The sequence below is a fragment of the Hymenobacter sedentarius genome, from assembly GCF_001507645.1.
Lineage (GTDB): Bacteria > Bacteroidota > Bacteroidia > Cytophagales > Hymenobacteraceae > Hymenobacter > Hymenobacter sedentarius.
In genome coordinates, this window is record NZ_CP013909.1 from 1,534,452 (window position 1) to 1,555,705 (window position 21,254).

At 59.9% G+C, this 21,254-nt stretch carries 18 protein-coding genes and 2 pseudogenes; 3 read left to right on the top strand and 17 right to left on the bottom strand.

Annotation, left to right across the window (positions count from 1 at the left end; translation table 11 throughout):
• Positions 1-11: 11 nt before the first annotated feature.
• The 3 genes from rpsB to rplM are packed head-to-tail and all read right to left on the bottom strand — an operon-like array spanning position 12 to position 1,672.
• The gene (gene rpsB, locus AUC43_RS06315; RefSeq protein ID WP_068191131.1) at positions 12-779 is read right to left on the bottom strand and encodes a 30S ribosomal protein S2; all 768 of its coding nucleotides are present in this window, start codon (positions 777-779) and stop codon (positions 12-14) included.
• An 18-nt stretch (positions 780-797) separates the two neighbouring features.
• A complete protein-coding gene (rpsI, locus tag AUC43_RS06320; RefSeq protein WP_046246877.1) occupies positions 798-1,184 on the bottom strand; it encodes a 30S ribosomal protein S9 in 387 nt (128 codons plus the stop codon).
• Positions 1,185-1,219: 35 nt separating this feature from the next.
• Positions 1,220-1,672 carry a 50S ribosomal protein L13 gene (rplM, locus tag AUC43_RS06325; protein ID WP_068191134.1) on the bottom strand — a complete coding sequence of 151 codons (453 nt, stop codon included), beginning with the start codon at positions 1,670-1,672 and terminating at the stop codon, positions 1,220-1,222.
• Between the two features lie 210 nt (positions 1,673-1,882).
• Between rplM and AUC43_RS06330 the strand changes: the two genes are divergently transcribed.
• The gene (locus AUC43_RS06330) at positions 1,883-3,346 is read left to right on the top strand and encodes a hypothetical protein (protein ID WP_068191135.1); all 1,464 of its coding nucleotides are present in this window, start codon (positions 1,883-1,885) and stop codon (positions 3,344-3,346) included.
• Positions 3,347-3,353: 7 nt separating this feature from the next.
• Here the strand turns inward: AUC43_RS06330 and AUC43_RS06335 are convergent, their stop codons facing one another.
• Positions 3,354-4,067, bottom strand: coding sequence for an RluA family pseudouridine synthase (locus AUC43_RS06335; protein WP_068191137.1), 714 nt, complete (start codon positions 4,065-4,067; stop codon positions 3,354-3,356).
• 111 nt (positions 4,068-4,178) lie between these two features.
• Between AUC43_RS06335 and AUC43_RS21475 the strand changes: the two are divergent.
• A pseudogene (locus AUC43_RS21475) lies at positions 4,179-4,948 on the top strand (IS5 family transposase).
• Between the two features lie 57 nt (positions 4,949-5,005).
• Here the strand turns inward: AUC43_RS21475 and AUC43_RS06350 are convergent.
• From AUC43_RS06350 to recA, 4 genes are all read right to left on the bottom strand, one after another.
• Positions 5,006-6,079 (bottom strand): sensor histidine kinase, encoded by a 1,074-nt coding sequence (locus AUC43_RS06350; RefSeq protein WP_068191140.1) that lies wholly within the window; start codon positions 6,077-6,079, stop codon positions 5,006-5,008.
• A gap of 148 nt (positions 6,080-6,227) precedes the next feature.
• Positions 6,228-6,923 carry a response regulator transcription factor gene (locus tag AUC43_RS06355; RefSeq protein WP_233254121.1) on the bottom strand — a complete coding sequence of 232 codons (696 nt, stop codon included), beginning with the start codon at positions 6,921-6,923 and terminating at the stop codon, positions 6,228-6,230.
• 302 nt (positions 6,924-7,225) lie between these two features.
• On the bottom strand, positions 7,226-7,990 hold the full coding sequence (locus AUC43_RS06360; RefSeq protein WP_233254122.1) for a DUF3108 domain-containing protein: 765 nt from the start codon (positions 7,988-7,990) through the stop codon (positions 7,226-7,228).
• 186 nt (positions 7,991-8,176) lie between these two features.
• On the bottom strand, positions 8,177-9,274 hold the full coding sequence (gene recA / locus AUC43_RS06365; protein WP_068191145.1) for a recombinase RecA: 1,098 nt from the start codon (positions 9,272-9,274) through the stop codon (positions 8,177-8,179).
• Positions 9,275-9,620: 346 nt separating this feature from the next.
• Between recA and AUC43_RS06370 the strand changes: the two genes are divergently transcribed.
• Positions 9,621-10,685, top strand: coding sequence for a hypothetical protein (locus AUC43_RS06370; protein WP_068191147.1), 1,065 nt, complete (start codon positions 9,621-9,623; stop codon positions 10,683-10,685).
• 22 nt (positions 10,686-10,707) lie between these two features.
• Here AUC43_RS06370 and AUC43_RS20015 read toward each other — a convergent pair.
• From AUC43_RS20015 to AUC43_RS06420, 9 genes and pseudogenes are all read right to left on the bottom strand, one after another.
• A pseudogene (locus AUC43_RS20015) lies at positions 10,708-11,472 on the bottom strand (IS5 family transposase); the annotation flags it as partial.
• A gap of 81 nt (positions 11,473-11,553) precedes the next feature.
• Entirely contained in the window at positions 11,554-12,114 is a 561-nt protein-coding gene (locus AUC43_RS06385; protein ID WP_068191149.1) for a GNAT family N-acetyltransferase, read from the bottom strand.
• Between the two features lie 174 nt (positions 12,115-12,288).
• Positions 12,289-12,714, bottom strand: a complete 426-nt coding sequence (locus tag AUC43_RS06390) for a hypothetical protein (protein ID WP_068191152.1) — start codon at positions 12,712-12,714, stop codon at positions 12,289-12,291.
• Positions 12,715-12,853: 139 nt separating this feature from the next.
• Entirely contained in the window at positions 12,854-13,810 is a 957-nt protein-coding gene (locus tag AUC43_RS06395; protein WP_068191154.1) for an AAA family ATPase, read from the bottom strand.
• A 105-nt stretch (positions 13,811-13,915) separates the two neighbouring features.
• The gene (locus AUC43_RS06400; protein WP_233254123.1) at positions 13,916-15,295 is read right to left on the bottom strand and encodes a peptidylprolyl isomerase; all 1,380 of its coding nucleotides are present in this window, start codon (positions 15,293-15,295) and stop codon (positions 13,916-13,918) included.
• Positions 15,296-15,535: 240 nt separating this feature from the next.
• Positions 15,536-17,929 carry a peptidylprolyl isomerase gene (locus AUC43_RS06405; protein WP_068191158.1) on the bottom strand — a complete coding sequence of 798 codons (2,394 nt, stop codon included), beginning with the start codon at positions 17,927-17,929 and terminating at the stop codon, positions 15,536-15,538.
• A gap of 310 nt (positions 17,930-18,239) precedes the next feature.
• Positions 18,240-18,653 carry an ATP-binding protein gene (locus tag AUC43_RS06410; RefSeq protein ID WP_068191160.1) on the bottom strand — a complete coding sequence of 138 codons (414 nt, stop codon included), beginning with the start codon at positions 18,651-18,653 and terminating at the stop codon, positions 18,240-18,242.
• Between the two features lie 110 nt (positions 18,654-18,763).
• Positions 18,764-19,093 carry an STAS domain-containing protein gene (locus AUC43_RS06415; RefSeq protein WP_082684950.1) on the bottom strand — a complete coding sequence of 110 codons (330 nt, stop codon included), beginning with the start codon at positions 19,091-19,093 and terminating at the stop codon, positions 18,764-18,766.
• Positions 19,094-19,108: 15 nt separating this feature from the next.
• Complete coding sequence (locus tag AUC43_RS06420) at positions 19,109-21,208, bottom strand: PP2C family protein-serine/threonine phosphatase (RefSeq protein ID WP_157780959.1); 2,100 nt, start codon at positions 21,206-21,208, stop codon at positions 19,109-19,111.
• Between the last annotated feature and the right edge of the window lie 46 nt (positions 21,209-21,254).

A 21,254-nucleotide genomic window follows, 5' to 3' on the forward strand; every position in this document is an offset into this window, starting at 1 on the left:
CTAAGAAGGGACTATTCTTCGTCAGCAGCCGTTTTTTCGGCGATGGCAGCCTCGTCGGCTTCCTTGCGCTCGGCGTCTTCTTTGTCAACTTTGCGCTCCGACAGGCCGTCTTCGATGGCCTTGCCAATGACGCCCACGATGAGCTGAATGGACTTCGAGGCGTCGTCGTTGGCAGGAATTGGGAACTGCACCAGCTCGGGGTTGGAGTTCGTGTCGCAGATAGCAAACACCGGGATGCCCAATTTCTGAGCTTCTTTCACGGCGATGTGCTCGCGCTTCACGTCTACTACAAAGAGGGCAGCGGGCAGGCGGCCGAGGTCGGCGATGCCACCGAGTACGCGGTCCAGCTTGGCGCGCTCACGCGACATCATCAGCTTCTCGCGCTTGGCGAGAGCGGCGTAGGCCGTGTTCTCTTTCACCATCTTGTCGATGGTGGCCATCTTCTTCAGGCTCTTGCGAACCGTGGCGAAGTTGGTGAGCATGCCGCCCAACCACCGGTCGGTAACGAAAGGCATCTTCAAACGCTCAGCTTCCGTCGTAACGATTTCCTGCGCCTGCTTTTTCGTGGCTACGAACATGATTTTGCGGCCGCTCTTCGCAATGTTGCGAATAGCTTGGGCTGCGTAGTCAAGCGAAACCAGCGTTTTGTTGAGGTCAATAATGTGGATGCCGTTCTTCTCCATGAAGATGTACGGCGCCATTTTGGGGTCCCACTTGCGGGTGAGGTGACCAAAATGGGCACCTGCGTCGAGCAGGTCCTTATAGGTAGTCTGGGCCATGATATGTTTCCTCCTGGATTAGCGTTTCGAGAACTGGAACGAGCGACGAGCTTTGCGCTTGCCGAATTTCTTGCGTTCCACCATGCGCGGGTCGCGGGTCAGAAAGCCTTCCTTCTTCAAAGCAGGACGGGTTTCTTCGTTGTCGCTAACCAGAGCCTTGGTGATGGCCAAACGGATGGCTTCAGCCTGAGCCGAAATGCCGCCGCCGCGCACGTTCACCTTGATGTCGTACTGGCCGACTTGCTCCAGGATTGCCAGGGGTTGGTTCACGACGTTTTCCAGCAACTCGTTGCTGAAATACGACTTCATGTCCCGGTCATTGATAGTGATATTCCCTTGCCCGGCCTGCATGTAAATGCGGGCCACCGAGGTTTTTCTTCTACCAGAGGTGTTGGTAATTGCCATTTAGTGGAAAAATAAAAGCGTAAGCCGTCGTTGGCTTACAGGTTTTTGAGTTCGATAGCAACGGGCTGCTGGGCTTCGTGCGGATGCTCCATGCCGGCGTACACGTACAGGTTGCGGTACTGAGCCGAACCCAACTTGTTGCCTTGCAGCATGCCTTTCACGGCGTGCTCAATTACACGGCGCGAGTCGCGGTTCATTTGCTCGCGTACGGTGCGACGCTTCTGGCCGCCGGGGTAACCCGAGTGCGTGATGTAGACCTTCTCGGTCATTTTTTTGCCCGTAACGCGCAGGTTGTCGGCATTGAGAACGATGACGTTGTCACCGCAGTCCGAGTTGGGCGTAAACGAAGGCTTGTGCTTGCCGCGCAGAATGTTGGCAATCTGCGAGCAAACGCGGCCCAGCGGGGCTACGCTGGCGTCTACGATAACCCAGCTCTTCTGGGCGTTGGCCTTATTGACGTGGGTCGTCTTGAAGCTCAGGTGGTCCATGAGTCGAAAAAAAGGTATGCTAAACTATTGAATAAGAGTTCGAAGCCCCTACGGCTTCGGGAAAAACGGACACAAAGGTACTGATTTATGGGGAAATAGGCAAACATGGACGAGTAGTTTTTCTGTTGTCGTCCGAAGTTCAACCCCGCCACAGCCGGGCCCTAGGGCAGCCAAGTGAGCACAAGCGTACTTTTGGGCCTTTCGTTCCTTATGAACCCAGCCACTCCTGTTTCAGATTCTTCGGCTTCCACCCGGCGTGCCCGGCTGCTGCTGGCCGTATTCCTGGGGATATCGGTGGTGGTGGCGTTTCTGACGAAGAGCACCTACGATTCGGGCGACAGCATCAAGCACTACCTGTTTGCGCGCGACGCCTTTCAGTACCCCATGAATTACCTTGATTCGTGGGCCAAGCCGTTGTTTACGCTGCTGGCTTCGGTCCCGGCGCAGGCGGGGTTCCTGGGTATGAAGCTCTTCCAGTGCGGGGTGGTGGCATTGTCGGCGTGGTGCGCGTTTGTGGTGGCGCGGGCCTTGCGCCTGCCGGCGCCAGAACTGGCCATTCTGTTCGCTTACGCCGCCCCTGATTATTTCTTCATTCAGTTTTCCGGCCTCACCGAGCCGCTGTTTGGGCTGTTGCTGGTGGGCGCGGTGGCGCTGGCCGTTACGGGCCGGCCGGGGTGGTCGGCGGCGCTTATTTCCCTGCTGCCCTTTGTGCGCTCCGAAGGTTTCATGCTCATTGGCATCTGGACGGTATACCTGGCGTGGGAACGGCAGTGGTGGTTTTTGCCCTTGTTGCTGCTGGGCTATGCGGTATTTAGCGCCGTAGGCGCGGTGGTGCTCGGCGACTGGGGTTGGGTTTTTGGCCACAATCCTTACGCCACGGTGTCAGTATACGGGCACGGCGATTGGGACCATTTCTGGATTCATCTGCCCTACCTGCTGGGCCGGGTGCTTTGGGCGCTTGCGCTCATTGGCGCCGGGCGCATGCTGCTCGACTGCTTCCGGCCCGTGCGCCGCCGGGCGCCGCTGTTTCGGGCTGAGCTATTCCTGATTTACGGAAGCATCGTCGTATTCGTGGGGGCCCACACTATTTTCTGGGCCAAGGGCCTGTTCAATTCCTTTGGCCTGACGCGGGTGCTTACCGTGACCACGCCACTGTTTGCCCTGGCGGCCCTCAGCGGCCTGGCCGGCGTGGCGCGGGTAGGCCAGACGGTGGCTGCTCGGCGGCGCATCCGCATTGCGGTGGCGCTGGCGGCTGTGCTGTTTCCGGCTGTGGAACCAGGCAGCGACTTTCCCTGGCAGCACGACTTCACGCGGACGCCCGACCAGCAAGTGGTGGAAAATGCGGCGGCCTGGATACGCCGCACGTATGGCCCGGCGGCACGGCCTTTGGCGTATGAGTTCCCTTATGTGGCCGTGGCGACGCGCAACAACTTCTTCGACCCCAAAGCCCACCCCGCCATTGTCCTGAATAAAGACGCCCAGGTAGCGTCGCTGCCCGTGGGCGGGCTCCTGGTGTGGGACGACTGGTACACGCCCGTAGAAGGCCACGTGTACCTAGATAAGGTTCGGGCAGATGCCCGCTTCCGGCAGATGTGGCAAGACTCGCTGCCCCGCCACCCGCTGCACCCGGAACGCGACACCACCCGCATAATAGTATTCGAGCGGGTGCGCTGAGATAGGGCTATTGGTTCTGCCGCAAGGCTTCCACCAGCACCCGAAAATCTTTGGGATAAGGCGCCTCTACCACTATTTCCTCGCCCTGCAGCCCCGTGAACTGCAGGCGCATGGCGTGCAAAGCAAAGCGCTTGATGAAGGGCTGCTCTTCCTCGCCGGCCTTCATGTTGAATTTCTTCTTCAGGGACGAGAGGAAAAAATCCTCCCCCCCATATAGTGTGTCGCCCACAATGGGCGCCTGCAAGTACATGAGGTGCAGGCGAATCTGGTGCATGCGGCCTGTGACGGGCTCACACAGAATAAGCGAATGGCGGGTAAAATTCTCGAGCGTGGTAAAGTGCGTTTCGGCCGCCTTGCCTTTGTAGGCGAGGCGGGCCTTGCCGCGCGTGGTATTTTCGATACTGCGCTCCACAATCTGATTGTCGAACTGCGGGGTGCCCCACACCACGGCGTGGTACTGCTTTTTCACCTCGCGGTTCTCGAACTGCATGGCGAGGTGGCGGTAGGCTTCGGGGGTTTTGGCGAAGGCCAGGGCGCCGCTGGTTTCGCGGTCAAGGCGGTGGGCGGCCTGAATGTCGTCGTGGTGCTGGCGGGCCAGCCGCAGCATGTTGGGCGCGCCGCCCACCCGCTCGTCGAGCGTGGCCAGGAACGGGGGCTTGTTAACGACGAGGTAATCGTCGTTTTCAAAAATAACGAGGTCGGAAAAATTGGGAAGCTTCATACGAAGCCCCAAAGGTACGGCCCCCGGGCTGCCGCGCTTGCGCCGGAACGCTACCGCTTCGGGTAGCCCAATGAACTAGGGAGTGTTTACAGTTAAGGTCGACCTTTGAGCATGAATAAAGACCGGAGTTTATTGACCGATGCGCAGTGGGCGAAGCTTTCGCCGTTGCTGCCGGGCCAAGAAAGTTCGCCGGGCACGACGGCCAAAGACACGCGCTTGTTCGTGGAAGCCGTGCTCTGGCGGGCCCGTTGCGGCGTCTCGTGGCGTGATTTGCCGGCCGAGCGGTTTGGGCCCTGGCACACGGTGTACGCCCGGTTTCGCCGCTGGCGGCAAGCCGGGGTATGGCCCCGGGTGCTGGCCCAAGTGCAACAGGAAGCCGGCTTGCACCGCCTGCTGGTCGATTCCACCACCGTACGGGCGCACCAGGTGGCCGCCGGCGCGAAAAAAAAGACAGCCCTTGCGGGCAGGCGCTCGGCCGCAGCCGCGGCGGCTTCACGACCAAACTCCACCTGAGTTGCGACGCGCAGGGCCGCATTTGCGCCCTGGCCCTGACCGGGGGCCACGCGGGGGATTGCCCGCAAGCGCTCGGGTTGCTGGTGCAGCACTTGCGCCCGGGGCAGGCGGTGCTGGCCGACCGGGCCTACGACGCGGGCTACGTGCGCGCCCAAATCCAGCAGGCAGGGGCCACGGCCGTGATTCCCGGCAAGAAAAACCGCACGGTCCCGTTGGCGCATGACGCTGAAAGCTACAAAGAGCGCAACCACATCGAACGGGCTATTAATGGCTTAAAACGCTTTCGGGCCGTAGCTACCCGATTCGACAAACGCGCCGCCAACTACTTTGCTACTTGCTGCTTAGTTGCAGCTTTAACCTGGCTCTAACTGTAAACACTCCCTAGTTTAGCTGAATTGATGCTTCGACCAGCGCCGCAGTCCGGTCTATTTGTTGCGCGGGCTGATGTTTCCGCTTTTAGGCTTGCTCAACTTAAATTCCAGCGTTGTGCCTTCGCCGATGGTGCTTTTTACTCGAATGCTGGATTTGTGGGCTTCCACAATGTGCTTGCTGATGGCGAGGCCCAGGCCTGAGCCGCCCGATTCGCGCGAGCGGCTTTTATCGATGCGGTAGAACCGCTCGAAAATGCGCGACTGGTGCTCCGGCGCGATGCCGGCGCCGTCGTCGCGCACGGAAATGCGCACGGAGCGGCCAGATTCGACCAAGCCCACCACCACCCGGCCCTGCGCGCGGCCGTACTTGATGGCATTGTCAACCAGGTTCACCAGCACTTGGCGGATGCGGTTGCGGTCGGCGACCACCAACAGGCCCGTTTCGGGAAGGTTGGGCGGAAACAGCTCGAGGGCCGTGCCGCGCCGGGCCGCCTGCTGCTCCAGCAGCTCGAATATCTCGCGCACCAGCGCCACCAGGTCAAAGCGCTGGCGGCGCATGCGCACTACGCCTTTTTCGAGTTGGGCAATGGTGACCAGGTCCTGTACCAGGGCATCGAGCGTGTCGAGGCTGGCGGCGGCTTTGCTCAGAAACTTCCGGCGCGTGGCCAGGTCAATTTCGTCGTCTTCGTCGTCTAAGATGGTGTGCACGAAGCCCTGGGCGGCGAAGAGCGGCGTTTTCAATTCGTGCGAGACGTCGGCCAGGAACTCCCGGCGCAGCGCCTGCAGGCGCACTAGTTCGTCGAGCTCTTGCTGGCGGCGCTCGGCCATGAGCAGGATTTCATCGCGCACACGCTTCACGGGCTCGGGCCGAAACAGGAATTTATTGCTCAGGCGCTTGAACTCCTTGCGTTTGATGTGCTCCAGGCCCGCGTAGATGCCGTTGATTTCCCGAAAAATCAGCGCTTCAAACGACAAATAGACCAGCAAAAAACACGCGGCTACCGTGATGCCCGCCGCCAGAAAGGCTTCCCGAAACGGCAGCATGGGCCCAAAGTGGGCATAGGCAGTGAGCACACCGGCCACCAGCAGCGCAATGAGGATGGCAATGGTGCGGGAAGACAGGTTCATTGCGGGAGTTTTGAGTGTTGAATGCTGAGGGTTGAATGGCCAAGGGGCATTCGCAGAGCTTGAAGGAGTTGTGAATCTGATTCGGCCGGGAGCCAGTCTCAATGATTTTCCAAAACTCAGCATTCAACACTCAAAACTTAACCCTTATTCATTCCGCGTTGAACTTATAGCCGACGCCCTTGATGGTCTGAATGTGGTGGTCGCCAACTTTTTCGCGCACTTTGCGCACGTGCACGTCCACGGTGCGGGCCAGCACAAACACGTCGTTGCCCCAGATATTCTTGAGCAGTTCTTCGCGGTTGAACACCTTGTGGGGCGAGGCCGCCAGAAACGCCAGCAGTTCAAATTCCTTCTTGGGAAGGGTAATTTTGCGCCCATTCTGGTACACGGCAAAGCCGGTGCGGTCGATGCGCAGCCCGTTGATGTCGATGGCGTCGACGGCGGCGTGGGGGTCGTGGTCGCGGCGCTTCACGGCGGCCAGGCGGCTGAGCAGCGCGCGGGGCTTGATGGGCTTGGCAATAAAATCGTCGGCGCCGGCCTCAAAGGCGGCTACTTCGGAGAATTCTTCGGCCCGGGCCGTCAGGAACAGGATGTAGGTGTCCTTGAACTTGGGCTGTTCGCGCAGGAGGCGGCAGGCGGCAATGCCGTCGAGGTTGGGCATCATCACATCGAGCAGGATGATGTCGGGGTGGAAATCGGCGGCTACGGCCAGGGCTTTGCGGCCGTCGCTGGCCGAGGCCGTCTGGTAGCCTTCTTTCTTCAGGTTGAACTCCAGCAGCTCAACGATGTCCGGGTCGTCATCGACCACGAGAATCTTGTACACGGGCGATTTGGGAGCAGTCACGGCGTTTGGGCTTAAGTGAAGCAAAGCAATGGTGCTGCAAAAGTACCGATTGTGGAGCCCTTGGCTATGTTACGGTTATGTGACCAACTCCTGCTCTGCTTGCGGTGCGGAGGCTGCTGCTGGCGCAGCTCAGGCGCCGGCAGCATAAGCCCAAGGCCGGCCCAGCGAATCGAAATTGAGTTGAGCGGCTACCATTCTATTGGGCTCACTCCTGGTCAAAAGCAAAAGGCCCCAGTTCAATTAAGAGTCGGAGCCTTTTGTAGTTGAGCTGATTACGTGCTGTTTCTCGATAGGGAATTGAGCTAGTTTGCCATGTTCAGGCGGTACTTTAGGCCCTGGTACTTCACCATGTCCACCTTCACGGTGCCCACGAACATCTCGGCCTGAAACAGCACCGGAATCTTGTTGCGGTCGTCGGAGAGGTACACGGAAATGGCGTTTTCGCCCCGGAAGAGCTTGTTGTTTGGCAGCTTGGGCACCAGCTTGAACGTGTGCACGTCGCCGGCTTTGGTTTCCACAATTTCGCGGCCTTTGTACACGACTTCGAGCATGAAATTGTCGCCGTCGAGGTAGCCGGGTACTTTGATGACGTCGCCCACTCGCATGCGGTCAAAGTTGAACGTGCGCAGGTAGTAAAAGCCGCTCACCAGCTCCAGGGTGTTGTTGGCCACCTTCACGGTGGTGCGCTTGGGGTTGTCCTTGTCGTGGTCCTGCACCTCGGCCACGTCGCGGATGTGGTCGTAGTTGATGGTTTCCTTCTTGCGGTAGTTCTTCTCCGCGATGTCGCGCTGCGAACGCATGGGCAAGATGCTGGTCGTGTCGATGTAAGCGCGCCACTGGTCGCGGATGCGCAGGAAAAAATCGAATGAGCCCGTGGTGCGGCCGCTCACGGTGGCCTTGTAGCAGGGCCGGTCGTTCACGCGCTCCAGGCTGCCGGCGGTTTCTACCGTGGCTTCGCCGCCGTTGATGAGGCCGTAGTGCACGGTGTACCGGATGACTTCACCGCGCCCAAAGCTGGACTGCGGAATAAACCGAACGGCGTCGCCGGGGCCTAAAGCGGGCTGCATGGCCACCAAGAGCAACAAAACAAGCGGAGTAAAGAGGAGCCAACGGCGGTTCATAAGAAAAACAAGAAGAGAAGCCAGACCCGGTCCTGACAAACGCAGTGCCAGCCTGCAGACAGGTAAAGATACGGACGTAAAAAAGCCCGCTGCGGATTGCAACGGGCTTTTGAATATTCAGGTTCAACGCGCTTACAGCGTGTCTTCGCCGTCTTCCGGGCCGGCCATGTCCACGGGAATAACGTCCTCGTCGCCTTTGGCCATGGTGCGGATTTTTTGCTCAATTTCATTGGCCAGCTCGGGGTTGTCGAGCAGCAGGGTTTTCACCGCTTCGCGGCCCTGGCCAATTTTGGTGTCGCCGTAGTTGAACCACGAGCCCGACTTGCCGATGATGCCCATGTCGACGCCCAGGTCCACAATCTCACCGACTTTCGAGATGCCCTGGCCGTAGATGATGTCGAACTCGACCACCTTGAAGGGCGGCGCTACTTTGTTCTTCACCACCTTCACCTTGGTGCGGTTGCCGGTCACGTTGTCCTTGTCTTCCTTGATTTGGCCGATACGACGGATATCAAGGCGCACCGAAGCGTAGAATTTCAGGGCGTTACCACCGGTGGTGGTTTCGGGCGAGCCGAACATCACGCCGATTTTCTCGCGCAGCTGGTTGATGAAAATGCAGCAGCAGCCGGTCTTGTTGATGGTACCGGTGAGCTTGCGCAGGGCCTGGCTCATGAGGCGGGCGTGCAAGCCCACTTTCGAGTCGCCCATGTCGCCTTCCAATTCGCCTTTGGGCACGAGGGCGGCCACGGAGTCAATCACGATGATATCAATCGCACCTGACGAAATCAGCTGGTCGGCGATTTCGAGGGCTTGCTCGCCGTTATCAGGCTGGGCGATGAGCAGGTTGGTGGTGTCGATGCCGAGTTTCTCGGCGTAGGATTTGTCGAAGGCGTGCTCGGCGTCGATGAACGCGGCCATGCCGCCTTTCTTCTGCGCCTCGGCAATCATGTGCATCGTCAGGGTGGTCTTACCCGACGATTCCGGGCCGTAGATTTCTACCACGCGGCCACGGGGCACGCCGCCAATGCCCAAGGCAATGTCGAGCGAGAGCGAACCGGTGCTGATGCTCGGGATGTCGCCAACCTTGTTGTCGCTGAGCTTCATCACGGTGCCTTTGCCATAGGCTTTGTCCAGCTTATCGAGCGTGAGCTGGAGGGCTTTCATTTTTTCGGCCGCGACGTTGGTCTCGGCCTTGTCCGCTTTTGAAGCTTTGTCAGTAGCTACTGCCATGGGGATAGGAAAAAGGAATTAGGTTTGGTAAAGTTAAGGGTTTTGGTGCCGTCGCAATCGAATAAAACTATTCCTTGGTTAGGACTACGAAGAAGCCCTTTTACGTCGGTTTTTTCTAACACAGTGCTCAGCGGTTTCGTGCCGTTGAAAGCAGAAATATATGGCGAATTATCTAAAAATTTTAGTTGCCCTTGTAGGTGTGCTAATTACAGTGGGAGAAGCGCGGGCGCAACTGGATAATCGGGCCTTTATTAGTCCTCCTGCCCAGTGGGCCCAGGCCAAAACAGAAACCGATGCCTTGTACCATAAACAAGGAAAAGAAGTTGATTCGGCGACCGTAAATGCCTTGCGTTCTTACGCTCCCGCAAAGGCCGGCGACATAAGAATTTCGCTCAATGCCTTCGTTTTCTTCAAGGACAACGAGTACTTCAATAAAATCGTCGACGGCTACACGCTCTACGGCACGCAGCTCAATCCGCAGCTCGTGTATTACCCCATCAAAGACCTGCGCCTCGAAGGCGGCGTGTTTCTGTGGAAGGACTTTGGCAACCCGGTCTTGCAGCATGTGCGGCCCACGTTCCGCGCCACCTGGACCACCGGCAAGCAGCAGATAATCCTGGGCAACATCCGTCCCCATCTGGCCCACCACTACATTGAGCCGATGTTCAATTTTGAGCGGGCCATGCTCAACCCGCTGGAGGAAGGCATCCAGGTGCGCTACCAGGGCCCCCGGCTGTTTGTAGACCAGTGGGTGGACTGGCAGCGCCAGCAGTACCGCTACAGCAACTACCAGGAAGAAGTAGCGGGAGGCATCAGCAGCAGCTACCGCCTCAGCTGTGATGGCAGCCCGTGGGAGGTGGCGCTGCCGTTCCAGTTCACGGGCATCCACCACGGCGGGCAGATTGATACCCTGGATAAGCCCCTGCAAACCGTATTTAACGAGGCCCTGGGGCTGGAAGCGCGGCGGTGCCTTGCCGGGCCCAATGTGCGGGCGGTGCGGCTCAACGGATACGTGCTCGGCTATCAGGACTATTCTTTCACGAAGGGCCAGTTCCCCTTCCGCTACGGCCGGGCCCTGTACCTGAACGCCACCCTCGAAACCCGCTACGCCGACGTGATGCTGAGCTACTGGCAGGGCTCGCGCTTCATCTCGCCGCTCGGGGGCGACTTGTACCAGAGCGCCTCGCGCACGGTATCGAACCCGGACTTTGTGGACCCGAAGCGCAAGATTGTGATGCTGCGGCTGTTGCACGACTTCCGCATCTCCGACGCGGCTTCGCTTACGGCGCGGGTGGAGCCGCTATTTGACCTCAATGCCAAGCTGCTGGACTATTCCTTCGGCATGTACCTGAATTTCCGGCAGGACTGGCTGCTGGGCAACGCGGCCAAACGCGTGCGCGTGGCGCAGTAATACTACGCTTTAGGGGGTGTTCTCAGTTAAGATAGAGGGTCATGATGCGGGCACAGATGAACGCCTGAAAAGAGGCGTCCAATTTGTCGTATCGGGTGGCCAAGCGCCGGTGCTGTTTTAGCTTGTTCACGGTTTGCTCGATATGGTGGCGCTTGGCGTAGGCGCAGGGGTCAAAATGGGGGACGTGGCGCCGCCTCGGCGTAGGCGGAATAACGGCCAGCGCGCCCGCCGCGGCAATCAGCCCGCGCAAGGCGTCGCTGTCGTAAGCCGTGTCGGCCACCACTTCGCAAGCCGGGGCCAGGTGCGGGGCCAGCAGCCACGCCGCCTGCGGGCAATCACCGGCCTGTCCCGGGGTGAGCAACCAATTGAGCACGTTGCCGGCCCCGTCGCAGCTCAGGTGCAGCTTGCTGGTGCGCCCGCCCCGGCTGCGGCCGATGGCCTGCGCGCCTTTTTTTTGGCGGCGCCGGCCGCGTGCTGGTGCACGCGGATGCTGGTCGAATCGAGTTGCACCTGGCGCTGGCGGGCGTGGGGGATGCGGCGGTTGTGGGCGATAAGCCAGTTCGCCACCCGCTCCCACACGCCGCTGTCGCGCCAGCGGGCAAAGCGCACGTACACCCGGTGCCAGTGCCCCAAATGCGGCGGCAGGTCCCGCCAGCCCACGCCCGTGCGCCCCAGCCAGAGCACCGCTTCCACAAAGCCGCGCGTGTCGCGCGCCGTCGTGCCGCGGCAATTGGCCTGGCCCGGCAACAAAGGCGACAACTCCGCCCACATCGAATCCGTCAGTAATGTCCGGTCTGCGTTCATTCCCAAGTTACCCTATTAACTGAGAACACGCCCTAGTCCAGAATCAGCCCAACGAAACGCGGCCTTACGCCGGCTGCCTGCCCGCAGCCGTCAGCACAAAGCGCTGGATGTTGCCCACCGCGTCGGCGTTGCGGAACCAGAGCGGGCGCTTGGGCTGCGGCTCGGGCAGGAAGCCAGCGGCGCGGGCCACGGCCTGGCCCCGCGCATTCTGGGCGTAGCAGCGAATGAGCAGGCGCTGGCTTCCCAGCATTCCAAAGCCAAACTGCACCACGGCTGACAGTGCCTCCCGGGCGTAGCCCTGGCCCTCGGCGGCGGAGGCGAGGTAATAGCCAATTTCGGCTTGGCCCTTGGACTGGGGCATGATGCAGATATCGCCCAGGTAAGCGCCGTGGGCACGGTGCCAGAGCCCAAATACGTAGAAGCGGCCCGTGCGCCAGTCATCGGCAAAGGCGCGTAGGGCCACCGTGGCATCGGGGAGGGTGCGCACGGCCTGGAGGCGGTCGGGAAAGGAAGTGCGAAAACGGCCACGGTCGCCATCGAGCAGGGCGAAGAACTCGGGCGCGTCGGTCAGCTCGTAGGGGCGCAGGCAAAGGCGCGACGTGAGCAGTGGAGTGCGAGGCAGCATGAATGCTTGATACGCAATAAGCCCGGCCACGGCGACCAGCCGCCACCTGAACTAAGAGAAATAAATTGAGCTAGCCCCCGATTTACTCAACCGCAGGTGCTGGATACACACGAATAAAAAGGCCGCCTCTGTCTATCAGAAGCGGCCTTTTCGTAAAAATGTTGTTGGGTTGAGCTATTTGTTTACGCCCTCGTACTGGCTGGGGCTACCCAGGGCCTGCTGCGTGCGCATCACGTTTACCTGGCGGGCCGCTTCGTTGAAGAACTCCAGCCGCCGGATGAGCATTTCCTTGGCCAGCACTCGGCCTTCGGGAGTGCGCATGGTGCCGCGCTTGTCGGCGAGCACGCGCTCCATAGCGGCCAGGGTTTGGCCCTCGTGCTTCATGAACTGCTGCTGAAATTCGGCCAGCCGGGCCACGCCGGTAGCGGTGAGCGCGAAATCTTCGCCGGCGCCCTGGTTCAGGACTTCACACAGCACATATACTTCGATCGGCAGGCTGGTTTCGAGGGAGGTGGTGCGCAGGTCGAGGCCGGAGGCAAGGGCATCGAGGATGATGCGCACGTTGCGCTCAAATTGCTGGTAGTAGGCTTGGGCTTCCATTCTATTTTATGGGGCAATCAATTAGGCTACAAAGAACGTCATGCTGAGCGAAGTCGAAGCATCTCTCCTGCGCAAGTAAACTATTCACTGCTGCGGTAGAGATGCTTCGACTTCGCTCAGCATGACGGCCTGGGTTTCCTTATAACAACTCTTTCACAATCTGCTCCACGCCGATGCCTTCGGCTTCGGCTTTGAAGTTGCGCACGAGGCGGTGGCGCAGGATGGGCACGGCCACGGCGCGCACGTCCTCAATATCGGGCGAGTACTTGCCGTTGAGCAGCGCGTTGCACTTGGCGCCCACAATGAGGTGTTGCGAGGCGCGGGGCCCGGCGCCCCACTCCAGCAGTTGCGTGGAGCGGGTGGCGGCGCGCTCGGTGCCGGGGCGGGTTTTGTGCACCAGGCTCACGGCGTATTCCACCACGTTGTCGGCCACCGGCACGCGGCGCACCAACTCCTGGAAGGCTTGAATATCGGCCGCGTGCAGGATTTTGTTTACCGAGTGCTTGCGGTCGGAGGTGGTGTTCTTAACGATGTTCAGCTCCTCAGCGTAGGTCGGGTAACCCAGCTCAATATTGAACATAAAGCGGTCGAGCTGCGCTTCGGGCAGGGGGTAGGTGCCTTCCTGCTCGATGGGGTTTTGGGTGGCCAGCACGAAGAACGGGCGCGCCAACGCGTAGCGCTGCCCGGCCACCGTCACGGCGTATTCCTGCATCGACTCCAGCAGCGCGGCCTGGGTTTTGGGCGGCGTGCGGTTGATTTCGTCAGCCAGGATGATGTTGGCGAAGATGGGTCCCTTCACAAAGTGAAAGTCCCGCTGCTGGTTCATCGTTTCCGAGCCCACAATGTCGGAAGGCATCAAATCCGGCGTGAACTGAATGCGGTTGAACGACAGGTCCAGGGAGTCGGCAATGGTTTGAATCAGCAGGGTTTTGGCCAATCCGGGCACGCCTACCAGAAGGCTGTGCCCTTGCGAAAACACGGCGGTGAGCACCAGCCGCACCACTTCGTCTTGCCCCACGATGACTTTGCCGATTTCCTGGCGCAGCTTCTGGAAGGAGTCTGCCAGGGCATCGGCGGCTTCTTTGTCGTTCCTCATAGATTAAGCTAGTAGCCAATGGCAGAATACCATTAGCTATTGGTAGAGTAAAGTAAAGCGGAGGCCAGACAAAAAACTAATGGCGCGCTGCCATTGGCCCGCGGCTTAGCGTTCGGCCACGTCCAGCACCTTGCACTGGGCGTACTCGGGCGCAATTTCCAGGTACACCGTGCCGCGGTTCTTCAGGAACCACTCGTCGAGCGCCTTGTTGCGCTTCTCGTTCAGGGCCGCGGCGGCAATCTTCTGGTAGTCTTCCTGCAGGTTGGCCTGGTGAGGCGGGGTGTTCGACTTCAGCCACAGGATGCGCATGGCGTCTTTGCCGTCGTCGGTGCGGTAGGGCAGGGGCGGGGTGATGTGGCCCACCTTCATCGTGTCGATGGTAAAGAAGATGGCCGGGTCGAGCTTGTCGAGGGGCAGGCGCGAGCCGCCGTCCTGGCGGTTCTGGAGCAGGCCGCCGTTGCCGGCGCTGGACTTATCGGCCGAATTGTCTTTGGCCGCTTTGGCAAAGGTGATGCTGTCGGAAAGGATCTGGCGGCGAAGCTTGGTCAGAAGCTTGGCCGATTCGCTGGCGTCGGCCGCACCGGTTTCGGGCTTGAGCAGGATGTGGCGCGTCGAAAACGTGTTGCCCTTGCGCTCAATGAATTGAATAAGGTGGAAGCCGAACTGCGACTGCACCACGGGCGAAAGCTGCCCCGGCTCCAGCTTCATCGAAGCTGCTTCATACTCCGGCACCAGCTCCCCGCGTTTGAAGAAGCCCAGGTAGCCGCCTTCTTTGGCCGAGCCCGGGTCCTGCGAGTACTGCTTGGCCAGGGTGGCAAAATCGGCGCCGGCCAGCACCTGCGCCCGGATGTCGTTGAGCTTGGCAATGGCGGCCTGCTTGGCCTTCTCGTTCACCTGGGCAGGTACCACAATCTGGCCCACTTCTACCTCGGTGCTGAAGTAAGGCAGGCTGTCCTTGGGCACTTTGCTGAAATATTGAGCCACTTCGCGCGGGGTCACCGCCACCTTGCCGGTGATGGTTTCCTGCATTTTCTGCTGCGTGAGCTGGTCTTTGATTTGCGGCCGCAAGTCGTCCTTGAGCGCCTTGATGGGCTTGTTGTATTGCTCCTCGAGGCGCTTTTCGGAGCCAATCTGCTGCACGAAGTAGGCCATGCGGCGGTCTACTTCGTTGTTCACCTGCTTGTCGTCCACCGTCACGGAGTCCACTTCGGCGCGCGCCAGCATGAGCTTGTTGAGCACCAGGCTTTGCAGGATTTTGCATTTCAGGTCCGGCGGCAGGGGCTTGCCTTCGGCGCGGGCCACTTCCTGGGCGTAGATGTTTTCCACATCGGACTGCAGCACAATCTGGTTGTCCACCTTCACCACAATGCCATCGAGCAGCTGCTGGCCTTTGGTGCGGGTAATGCCAAGCTGGGCCTGGGAAGTGGGGGCAAAGCCCAGGAGCAACAGCAGCGTAAGCAGGGCCGACGCCGCAGCGCGATTCACTTTAAAAAACATAGGGTAGTAGTGTAAAGCCGGCCGGCCAAATGCCGGGAGCTTGAGCCGTGCACGCGTAACGCGCGAACAAGCCCACAAATTTCACGATAAATCCGTTGGCAGACAAAAACAAGGAGCCCATGCCGGCCTAGAAGGTTGCAGCGGCCCGGCAGCGCGAAGCGGCGTTTCGGCCCCCCACGGCCGTAGGGAGCCGAAACGCCGCTTCGCGCTGCCGGGTCCGCCCGGGCTTTATTTCGTTATGAGCTTGTTTACCTCGCCCTCGTTCACCTTCACCGGGCGCGCGGTGCGCATCTCGTTAATCCATTCTTTCTCTAGGTAAGTCTGGTAGTCGGAAGTGGCCTGGCCGCGGGCTTCGCCCAGGGTTTTGGGACCGGCCGGCAGGATTTTGTCGATGATGACGGCGTAGTAGCGGCCGTCTTTCTGCACATTGTAAACGCCGGGACCTTTGCTGGCCAGCTCATCCACTACTTTGTTGTCACCTTTCTGGAACACGCGCTGGGTGATTTGTACCGACAGCGGGTTCTTGGCATTGAAGCGCTGCTCGATGATGGCCGGGTCGTGGGTGTATGCCCGCAGGGAAACGACATCGGCCGAAGCCGTGCGCGCCTGCTTGCCACCGATGGTCGTGTTCAAACCAATGCGTGCGGCTGGCACTCCTTTTCCCTTTAGGAAAGCCTGAATGCGGGAGGTACGCTGGCCGGCCAAGTTAACCTGCGCCGACGTTTTTACCTGGCCGCTAGCCATCACCTGGAGTGTCGTGTCCGTTGCCATCAGGTTGGCGAGCTTGTTGAGGGCTTCGGTGCTGGCGGCCGTGAGCGTGGCCGTGCGGGGCTTGAACGCGATGGTGGCCGGAATTCCTTTCGTGGTGGGCATCACAGTTTCGACCATGCCCGAGGCCTCCATCCCGTTGGCCGTGTGCCGGGTAGTAAGGGCAGCCGGTCGTATAAAGTAGGCCCGGGCCTCATCGCGCAACGCTGGCGTGGCGGCGCTCACAACGGTGCCCTGCACGCGCTGGTCCCACTGGTACTTGGCCTGGTTGGCAGCGAAGTACTTCTTCAGGCCCACCGTGTCCTCAATGGCTTTGCTCCACACCTTCTCGTCCATCAGTTGGAAAAGCAAGATGCCGTCGCGGTACTCCTTTACCAGCATGCGGTAGTCTTCGTACTTATTCTCCAGGCTATTCTTCTCAAAGTCGGTCAGCGACTGCTCCACGTACTGGTCGTAGAGCTGCTGCATGGCAAACGAGGGCTGCGCGCCGGTGCGGGGCCGCTGGTTTTGCTGCGCATAAGCTAAGAAGTCCTTCACCGGGTAGGGCTTGCCCATGATGGTGAACAGCGGTGAGTTGTCGTTCACGGCGCCTTTGCCCGTTTTGGCCCCTGCGGCTGGCGCCGCGTACTTGAAGCGGCCAGCTACCAGCGCGGTATCGGCCTTGCTAAAAACGTAGGTTTTGGCGGCCGGCATCTCCACAAACTTGTCTTCCTGCCGCACACGCTTCAGGAACGCGGCTTTGTTGAGCTCCGAGCGCGAGTCCTTGGCCACCTTGCTTTTCAGCGAGGCTTCCATGTCGGCAAACTTGGGCACCGGCTGCTTCTCAATCAGCTTGATAATGTGCCAGCCGTAGGGCGTTTGCACCGGCGCCGAAATATCGCCGGGCTTCTGCAGCTTGAAGGCCACTTCCTCGAAGGAAGGAATCATGCGGCCCGTGCCGAAGGGCGGCAGCTCGCCGCCGTTGGCAGCCGAGCCGGCATCCTCCGAAAATTGAGCCACGAGCTTGTCCCAGTTTTCGCCCTTCTTCAGGCGGCTGTACAATTCGTCAACTTTCTTCTTGGCGGTGAGCGAGTCGGACTTGGCCGCGTTGGCGTTCATCCGAATCATAAGATGGGCCACCTTGATTTCGCCCTGCGCGGCCCGCTTGTCGTTGACCTTGATGATGTGGTAGCCGAAGCGCGTGCGAATGGGCGCTGACACTTGGCCCACGGGCGTCTTGTAGGCCGCCGACTCAAACGGGTACACCATCTGCATGGCGGTGAAGTAGCCCAGCTTACCCGCGTTTTCCTTGGCCGAGGGGTCCTCGCTCAGGGTGCGGGCCAGCTGCGCAAAATCGGCGCCGCCCAGTGCCTGCTGGCGGATGCCCTCAATCTTTTTGTACGCGGCCAGCGTGTCCTGCGGCGTGGCATCGGGCGCCACGCGAATGAGGATGTGCGAGGCATTCACCTCCTGGCTCATGCGGTCGTAGGCCTCGCGCACCAACTGGTCGGTCACGCTTTTCTCCGTGAGGTAGGGCAGCGAAAGCTGCTGCCGGTAGCCGTCGAGCTCGCGCTTGAAGGCCTGCGTGGTATCCAAGCCTTTTTGCTCGGCTTCCAGCACCTTGAGCCGGAAGTTGGTGTACAGGTCCAGGTAGTCGGTCACGCTTTGGCGGGTGCCAAAGTCGGGCGCCGAGCTGTTGTTCTTGCGGTACACGTAGGCAAACTCATTGGCCGGCACCGGGTAGTTGCCCAGGGTTTCGACGGCGGGCCCAGCCGCGGGCGAAGCCGTGGAGGCCGAAGCAGCCGGTTTAGAAGCCTGGCATCCAGCCAGCAGCGTAACGGCGGCAGCGCCGGCGTACAGAATGCGTTTGTGCATATAAAAAGTAAGAGACGAGTGCGGCAAGCGGGAAGAAGCGCGCCGCGCGGGCATAAAAGTACCGATGCGAAATTAACTATTTTCCGGAGGTAAAGCAGCAGGCCCGGTTACCACCGCATGCGCACCACCGTACCCGGCGCGGGAAGGCTTCAGGCCAAGTTTAATCACAATAAAAATCAAAAAGGCCAAAGAACAAGCGCAGCCGGCGGTGGGTTTTAAATTAAAAAACGGTCTTGCTCAGCTTGACCAACCGAAGGCTGGGACGCTGAGCAAGACCGGATTTGGAAGTTGTGGGCGCAGTTCACCGACGTTAGGCCAGGTGCTTGCTCAGGTGGCACACGGTGTGGTTGCCGCGGGTAAAGAACTCAACTTTATCCATGAGCCGGTTCACCAGCGTCATGCCCATGCCGCCCTTGCGGCCCTGGCGAATGAAGTCGCGCAAGTCGGGGCTTTGGTGGGGCGCGGGCAGGAAGATGGTGTCGCCGTTGTCGGCAATTTCCACGTTCAGTTCGTGGTCGTCGAGCTGGAGTTTGAGGTCCAGAAACTGGGTCTCATCTTCGCCGTTGGCGTGGATGATGAAATTGGCCACTACCTCGTCCACGGCCAGCACCACCTGGTTAACGGTGATTTCGGGCAGCTGCCGGCTGCTGAGGTAAGTCCGCACGAAGTCCCGCACCTGCTGGAGGTGGCTGCGGGAACAAGCAATGCGGAGCGCAGATTTCACTTCGAAAGTTTTGAGTGTTAAGGGTTGAAAGTTGAGGGGATGTGTTGAGCAGGAGAAGGACGATGAAATCCCGGTTAGCTCAACTTTCAACCCTCAACATTCAACACTTTTTAAGCGGCTTCGGCTTCGGTGGCGCTGGGAACGATGGTCATCAGGGCATCGAGCCCCAGAATTTCAAATACGTTGAATACCTTCTCTTGCATGTTAAAGAATACCAGTTTTACGTTGGCATCCTGAAAGCGCTGCAAGTGGGAAATGAACACACCCAGGCCAGCCGAGGAAATGTAGCTGAGCTTGGCGCAGTCGACCAGCACCTTGCGGTAGTTGAGAATGTCTGGTTTAGCAAGCTCAGTATCAAGAACAATAGCGGAGCTAGCATCCAGCTCACCGTCCAGCAGGAGGGTGAGGGTATCGGCGGAGGGTTGGGCGGTAACTTTCATAATGAGGGCGATACGTCAGGCTAACAGTGGGGGTTGAGCCGACTTGAATTTAATAACCAGCAGGGTCTGGTCATCGTGGATGGGGTAGCCGTGGGTGAAGCCGTTCAGGTCGTTCAGGATAAGCGACTTAATGCTCTCGGCATCCTGAAAATAACTTTCTTCCAGGCGCAGCTTCAGGCGGTCTTCGCCGTACTCGGCTCCCCCGGCACCGCGCGCCTCCACGATGCCGTCGGTGTATATCACCATCACGTCGCCGGGGCTGTAGTCGTAAAACTGGTTTTTGATGTGCTTCTCGTAGGTCTCATTCCGGATGATGCCCAGGCCGAGGCCCGTCGATTCGAAGTAGAAAACCTCCTCGCGCAGGGCGTGGTAGTACAGCGTGTGGCAGTGCCCGGCGCGAGCAAAGACGAAGCCGCCCTGCTCGTAATCGATGATATAGAGCGACGAGGTGATGAACGACGACCGTTCCAGGCAGTGGGAGAGGGCGGTATTGGCCTGCGCCATAAACCGACTGGGCACCGGGAACTTGTCGCGCTCGTTCTTGGCCAGCGGATTTTCCTGCATCAGCGCATGGAAAATGCCTTTCATCTGCGCCATGTGGAAGGCCGCCGTCACGCCCTTGCCGCTCACGTCGCCGATGATGACGGCCAGCCGCCGGCCCGGCAGGTGCAGGAAGTCGTAGAAGTCACCGCCTACCTCTTTGGCCGCCAGCGAGTGCGAGCTGATTTCAAACCAGTTGTCGGTAGGCAGGTTTTTTGGAATGAGGCTGTCCTGCACCTGCGAGGCGATTTTCAGCTCTTCCTGGGTGCGCTGGTTTTCCAGCGACGTGCGCACCAGCTCCAGGTTTTCGATGCTGAGCACCGCCTGGCTGGTGAAGGTCTGTAGAATGTTGAGGTCTTCGCGGTCGAAGGTGTGGGGCTCCACTTTCAGCAGGTGGAGCATGCCGTAGTTGTAGTGCAGCCCGCGCAGCGGCAGCTGCAGCAGCGAGCGAAACGCCTGCGGCAGCCCCGTAAAGCCGGGCCGCACGTTCAGGTCGTTGGTGATGAACTCGCCTTCCGGCAACTCGTGGCCCTTGAGCAACGCCCGCAGGGAATTGGCCTGCTCGGGCTGCAGGTTGTAGTAGAACGTGGCTTCCGACGCGTCGACGCCGGCGTGGCCGGGGTCCAGGTCCAGCCACGCGGCTTCGGCCTGCACCGTTTGCACCGCCGACTCCAGCAAAATGGTGTAAACCTCGGCCGACGTCTGGCCGCGCTGAATAATCTGGGTGAGGCGCTGCAGGCGCAGGATTTCGTTGCGCCGCTGGTCGATGATGTCGGCAATGGGCATGTTGAAAAACGTGACCAGCAGCCCCATCAGCGCATAGAAGGCCGAAAAGAAAGCGGTGAGCAGCAGAAACGCATACTGCGGCTGCGGCGCAATCAGCTGCGGGTCGACCTGCGTGACGCGGAAATACTGCACAAAAATCAGCACCCCAAACAGCAGGGCCGCCTGCAGCAGCACGGCGTTCCACTTGTCGCGCTGGCTGAGGTAGGCCACCCACTTCTGGTGGCCGCTGAGGTAGATGCCGTACAAGCCCAGCAATACCACCAGCGGAATGCCAAGGTAGTTGGGCGGATCCACGCCCACCAGGCGAAACAGCAGGGTAGCGCCGAGCGCCACCTCAAACGCCGTCCATTCGCGCTGCAGCCGCGCCGTGGAGCGGAACAGCACCAGCGCCCGCCACGCGTAGTTGGTGCGGGCCAGAAAAATCACGAACAGCCCCAGGTTCAGCGTGTAGATGCTGGTGAAGAACACGCTGTTGTTGCTGAAGACGGGCTCGTCCTTGGCCAGCCGCTCCACCAGGTGCAGCGCCACGCACCCCAGCGCCAGCAAGCCGGGGCCCAGCAGCAAGCGCCGCAGCAGCGGCACAAAAGCCTGGCCATCGAGTGGCGACGGCTGGTACCGGTAATACAGAAAAACGCCCAGCACAAAAGCGGCCTGCGTCAGCTGCGTGGTCCATTCCGGCCAGTTGCCCAGCCACGGGCCCGCTCCCGAGTGGCTGAGCGCACTAAGCAGCAGCAGCACCCAGCTAAGCAGGCTAAAAGGCAACAGAAGCGAGAGTAAGCGTTTAGGCACAGACAAAAACCAGGAAAAACACAAGCGCACCAGCCCGCCGCGTCTT

Excerpts from the sequence above, each read along its gene's own strand:
- recA (WP_068191145.1), bottom strand. The coding sequence starts at position 9,274 with ATGGCAGTAGCTACTGACAAAGCTTCAAAAGCGGACAAGGCCGAGACC.
- AUC43_RS06395 (WP_068191154.1), bottom strand. The coding sequence starts at position 13,810 with ATGAGGAACGACAAAGAAGCCGCCGATGCCCTGGCAGACTCCTTCCAG.
- AUC43_RS06335 (WP_068191137.1), bottom strand. The coding sequence starts at position 4,067 with ATGAAGCTTCCCAATTTTTCCGACCTCGTTATTTTTGAAAACGACGAT.
- AUC43_RS06415 (WP_082684950.1), bottom strand. The coding sequence starts at position 19,093 with ATGAAAGTTACCGCCCAACCCTCCGCCGATACCCTCACCCTCCTGCTG.
- AUC43_RS06330 (WP_068191135.1), top strand. The coding sequence starts at position 1,883 with ATGAACCCAGCCACTCCTGTTTCAGATTCTTCGGCTTCCACCCGGCGT.
- AUC43_RS06385 (WP_068191149.1), bottom strand. The coding sequence starts at position 12,114 with ATGCTGCCTCGCACTCCACTGCTCACGTCGCGCCTTTGCCTGCGCCCC.
- AUC43_RS06390 (WP_068191152.1), bottom strand. The coding sequence starts at position 12,714 with ATGGAAGCCCAAGCCTACTACCAGCAATTTGAGCGCAACGTGCGCATC.
- AUC43_RS06405 (WP_068191158.1), bottom strand. The coding sequence starts at position 17,929 with ATGCACAAACGCATTCTGTACGCCGGCGCTGCCGCCGTTACGCTGCTG.
- AUC43_RS06360 (WP_233254122.1), bottom strand. The coding sequence starts at position 7,990 with ATGCAGCCCGCTTTAGGCCCCGGCGACGCCGTTCGGTTTATTCCGCAG.
- AUC43_RS06350 (WP_068191140.1), bottom strand. The coding sequence starts at position 6,079 with ATGAACCTGTCTTCCCGCACCATTGCCATCCTCATTGCGCTGCTGGTG.
- rpsB (WP_068191131.1), bottom strand. The coding sequence starts at position 779 with ATGGCCCAGACTACCTATAAGGACCTGCTCGACGCAGGTGCCCATTTT.
- rpsI (WP_046246877.1), bottom strand. The coding sequence starts at position 1,184 with ATGGCAATTACCAACACCTCTGGTAGAAGAAAAACCTCGGTGGCCCGC.
- rplM (WP_068191134.1), bottom strand. The coding sequence starts at position 1,672 with ATGGACCACCTGAGCTTCAAGACGACCCACGTCAATAAGGCCAACGCC.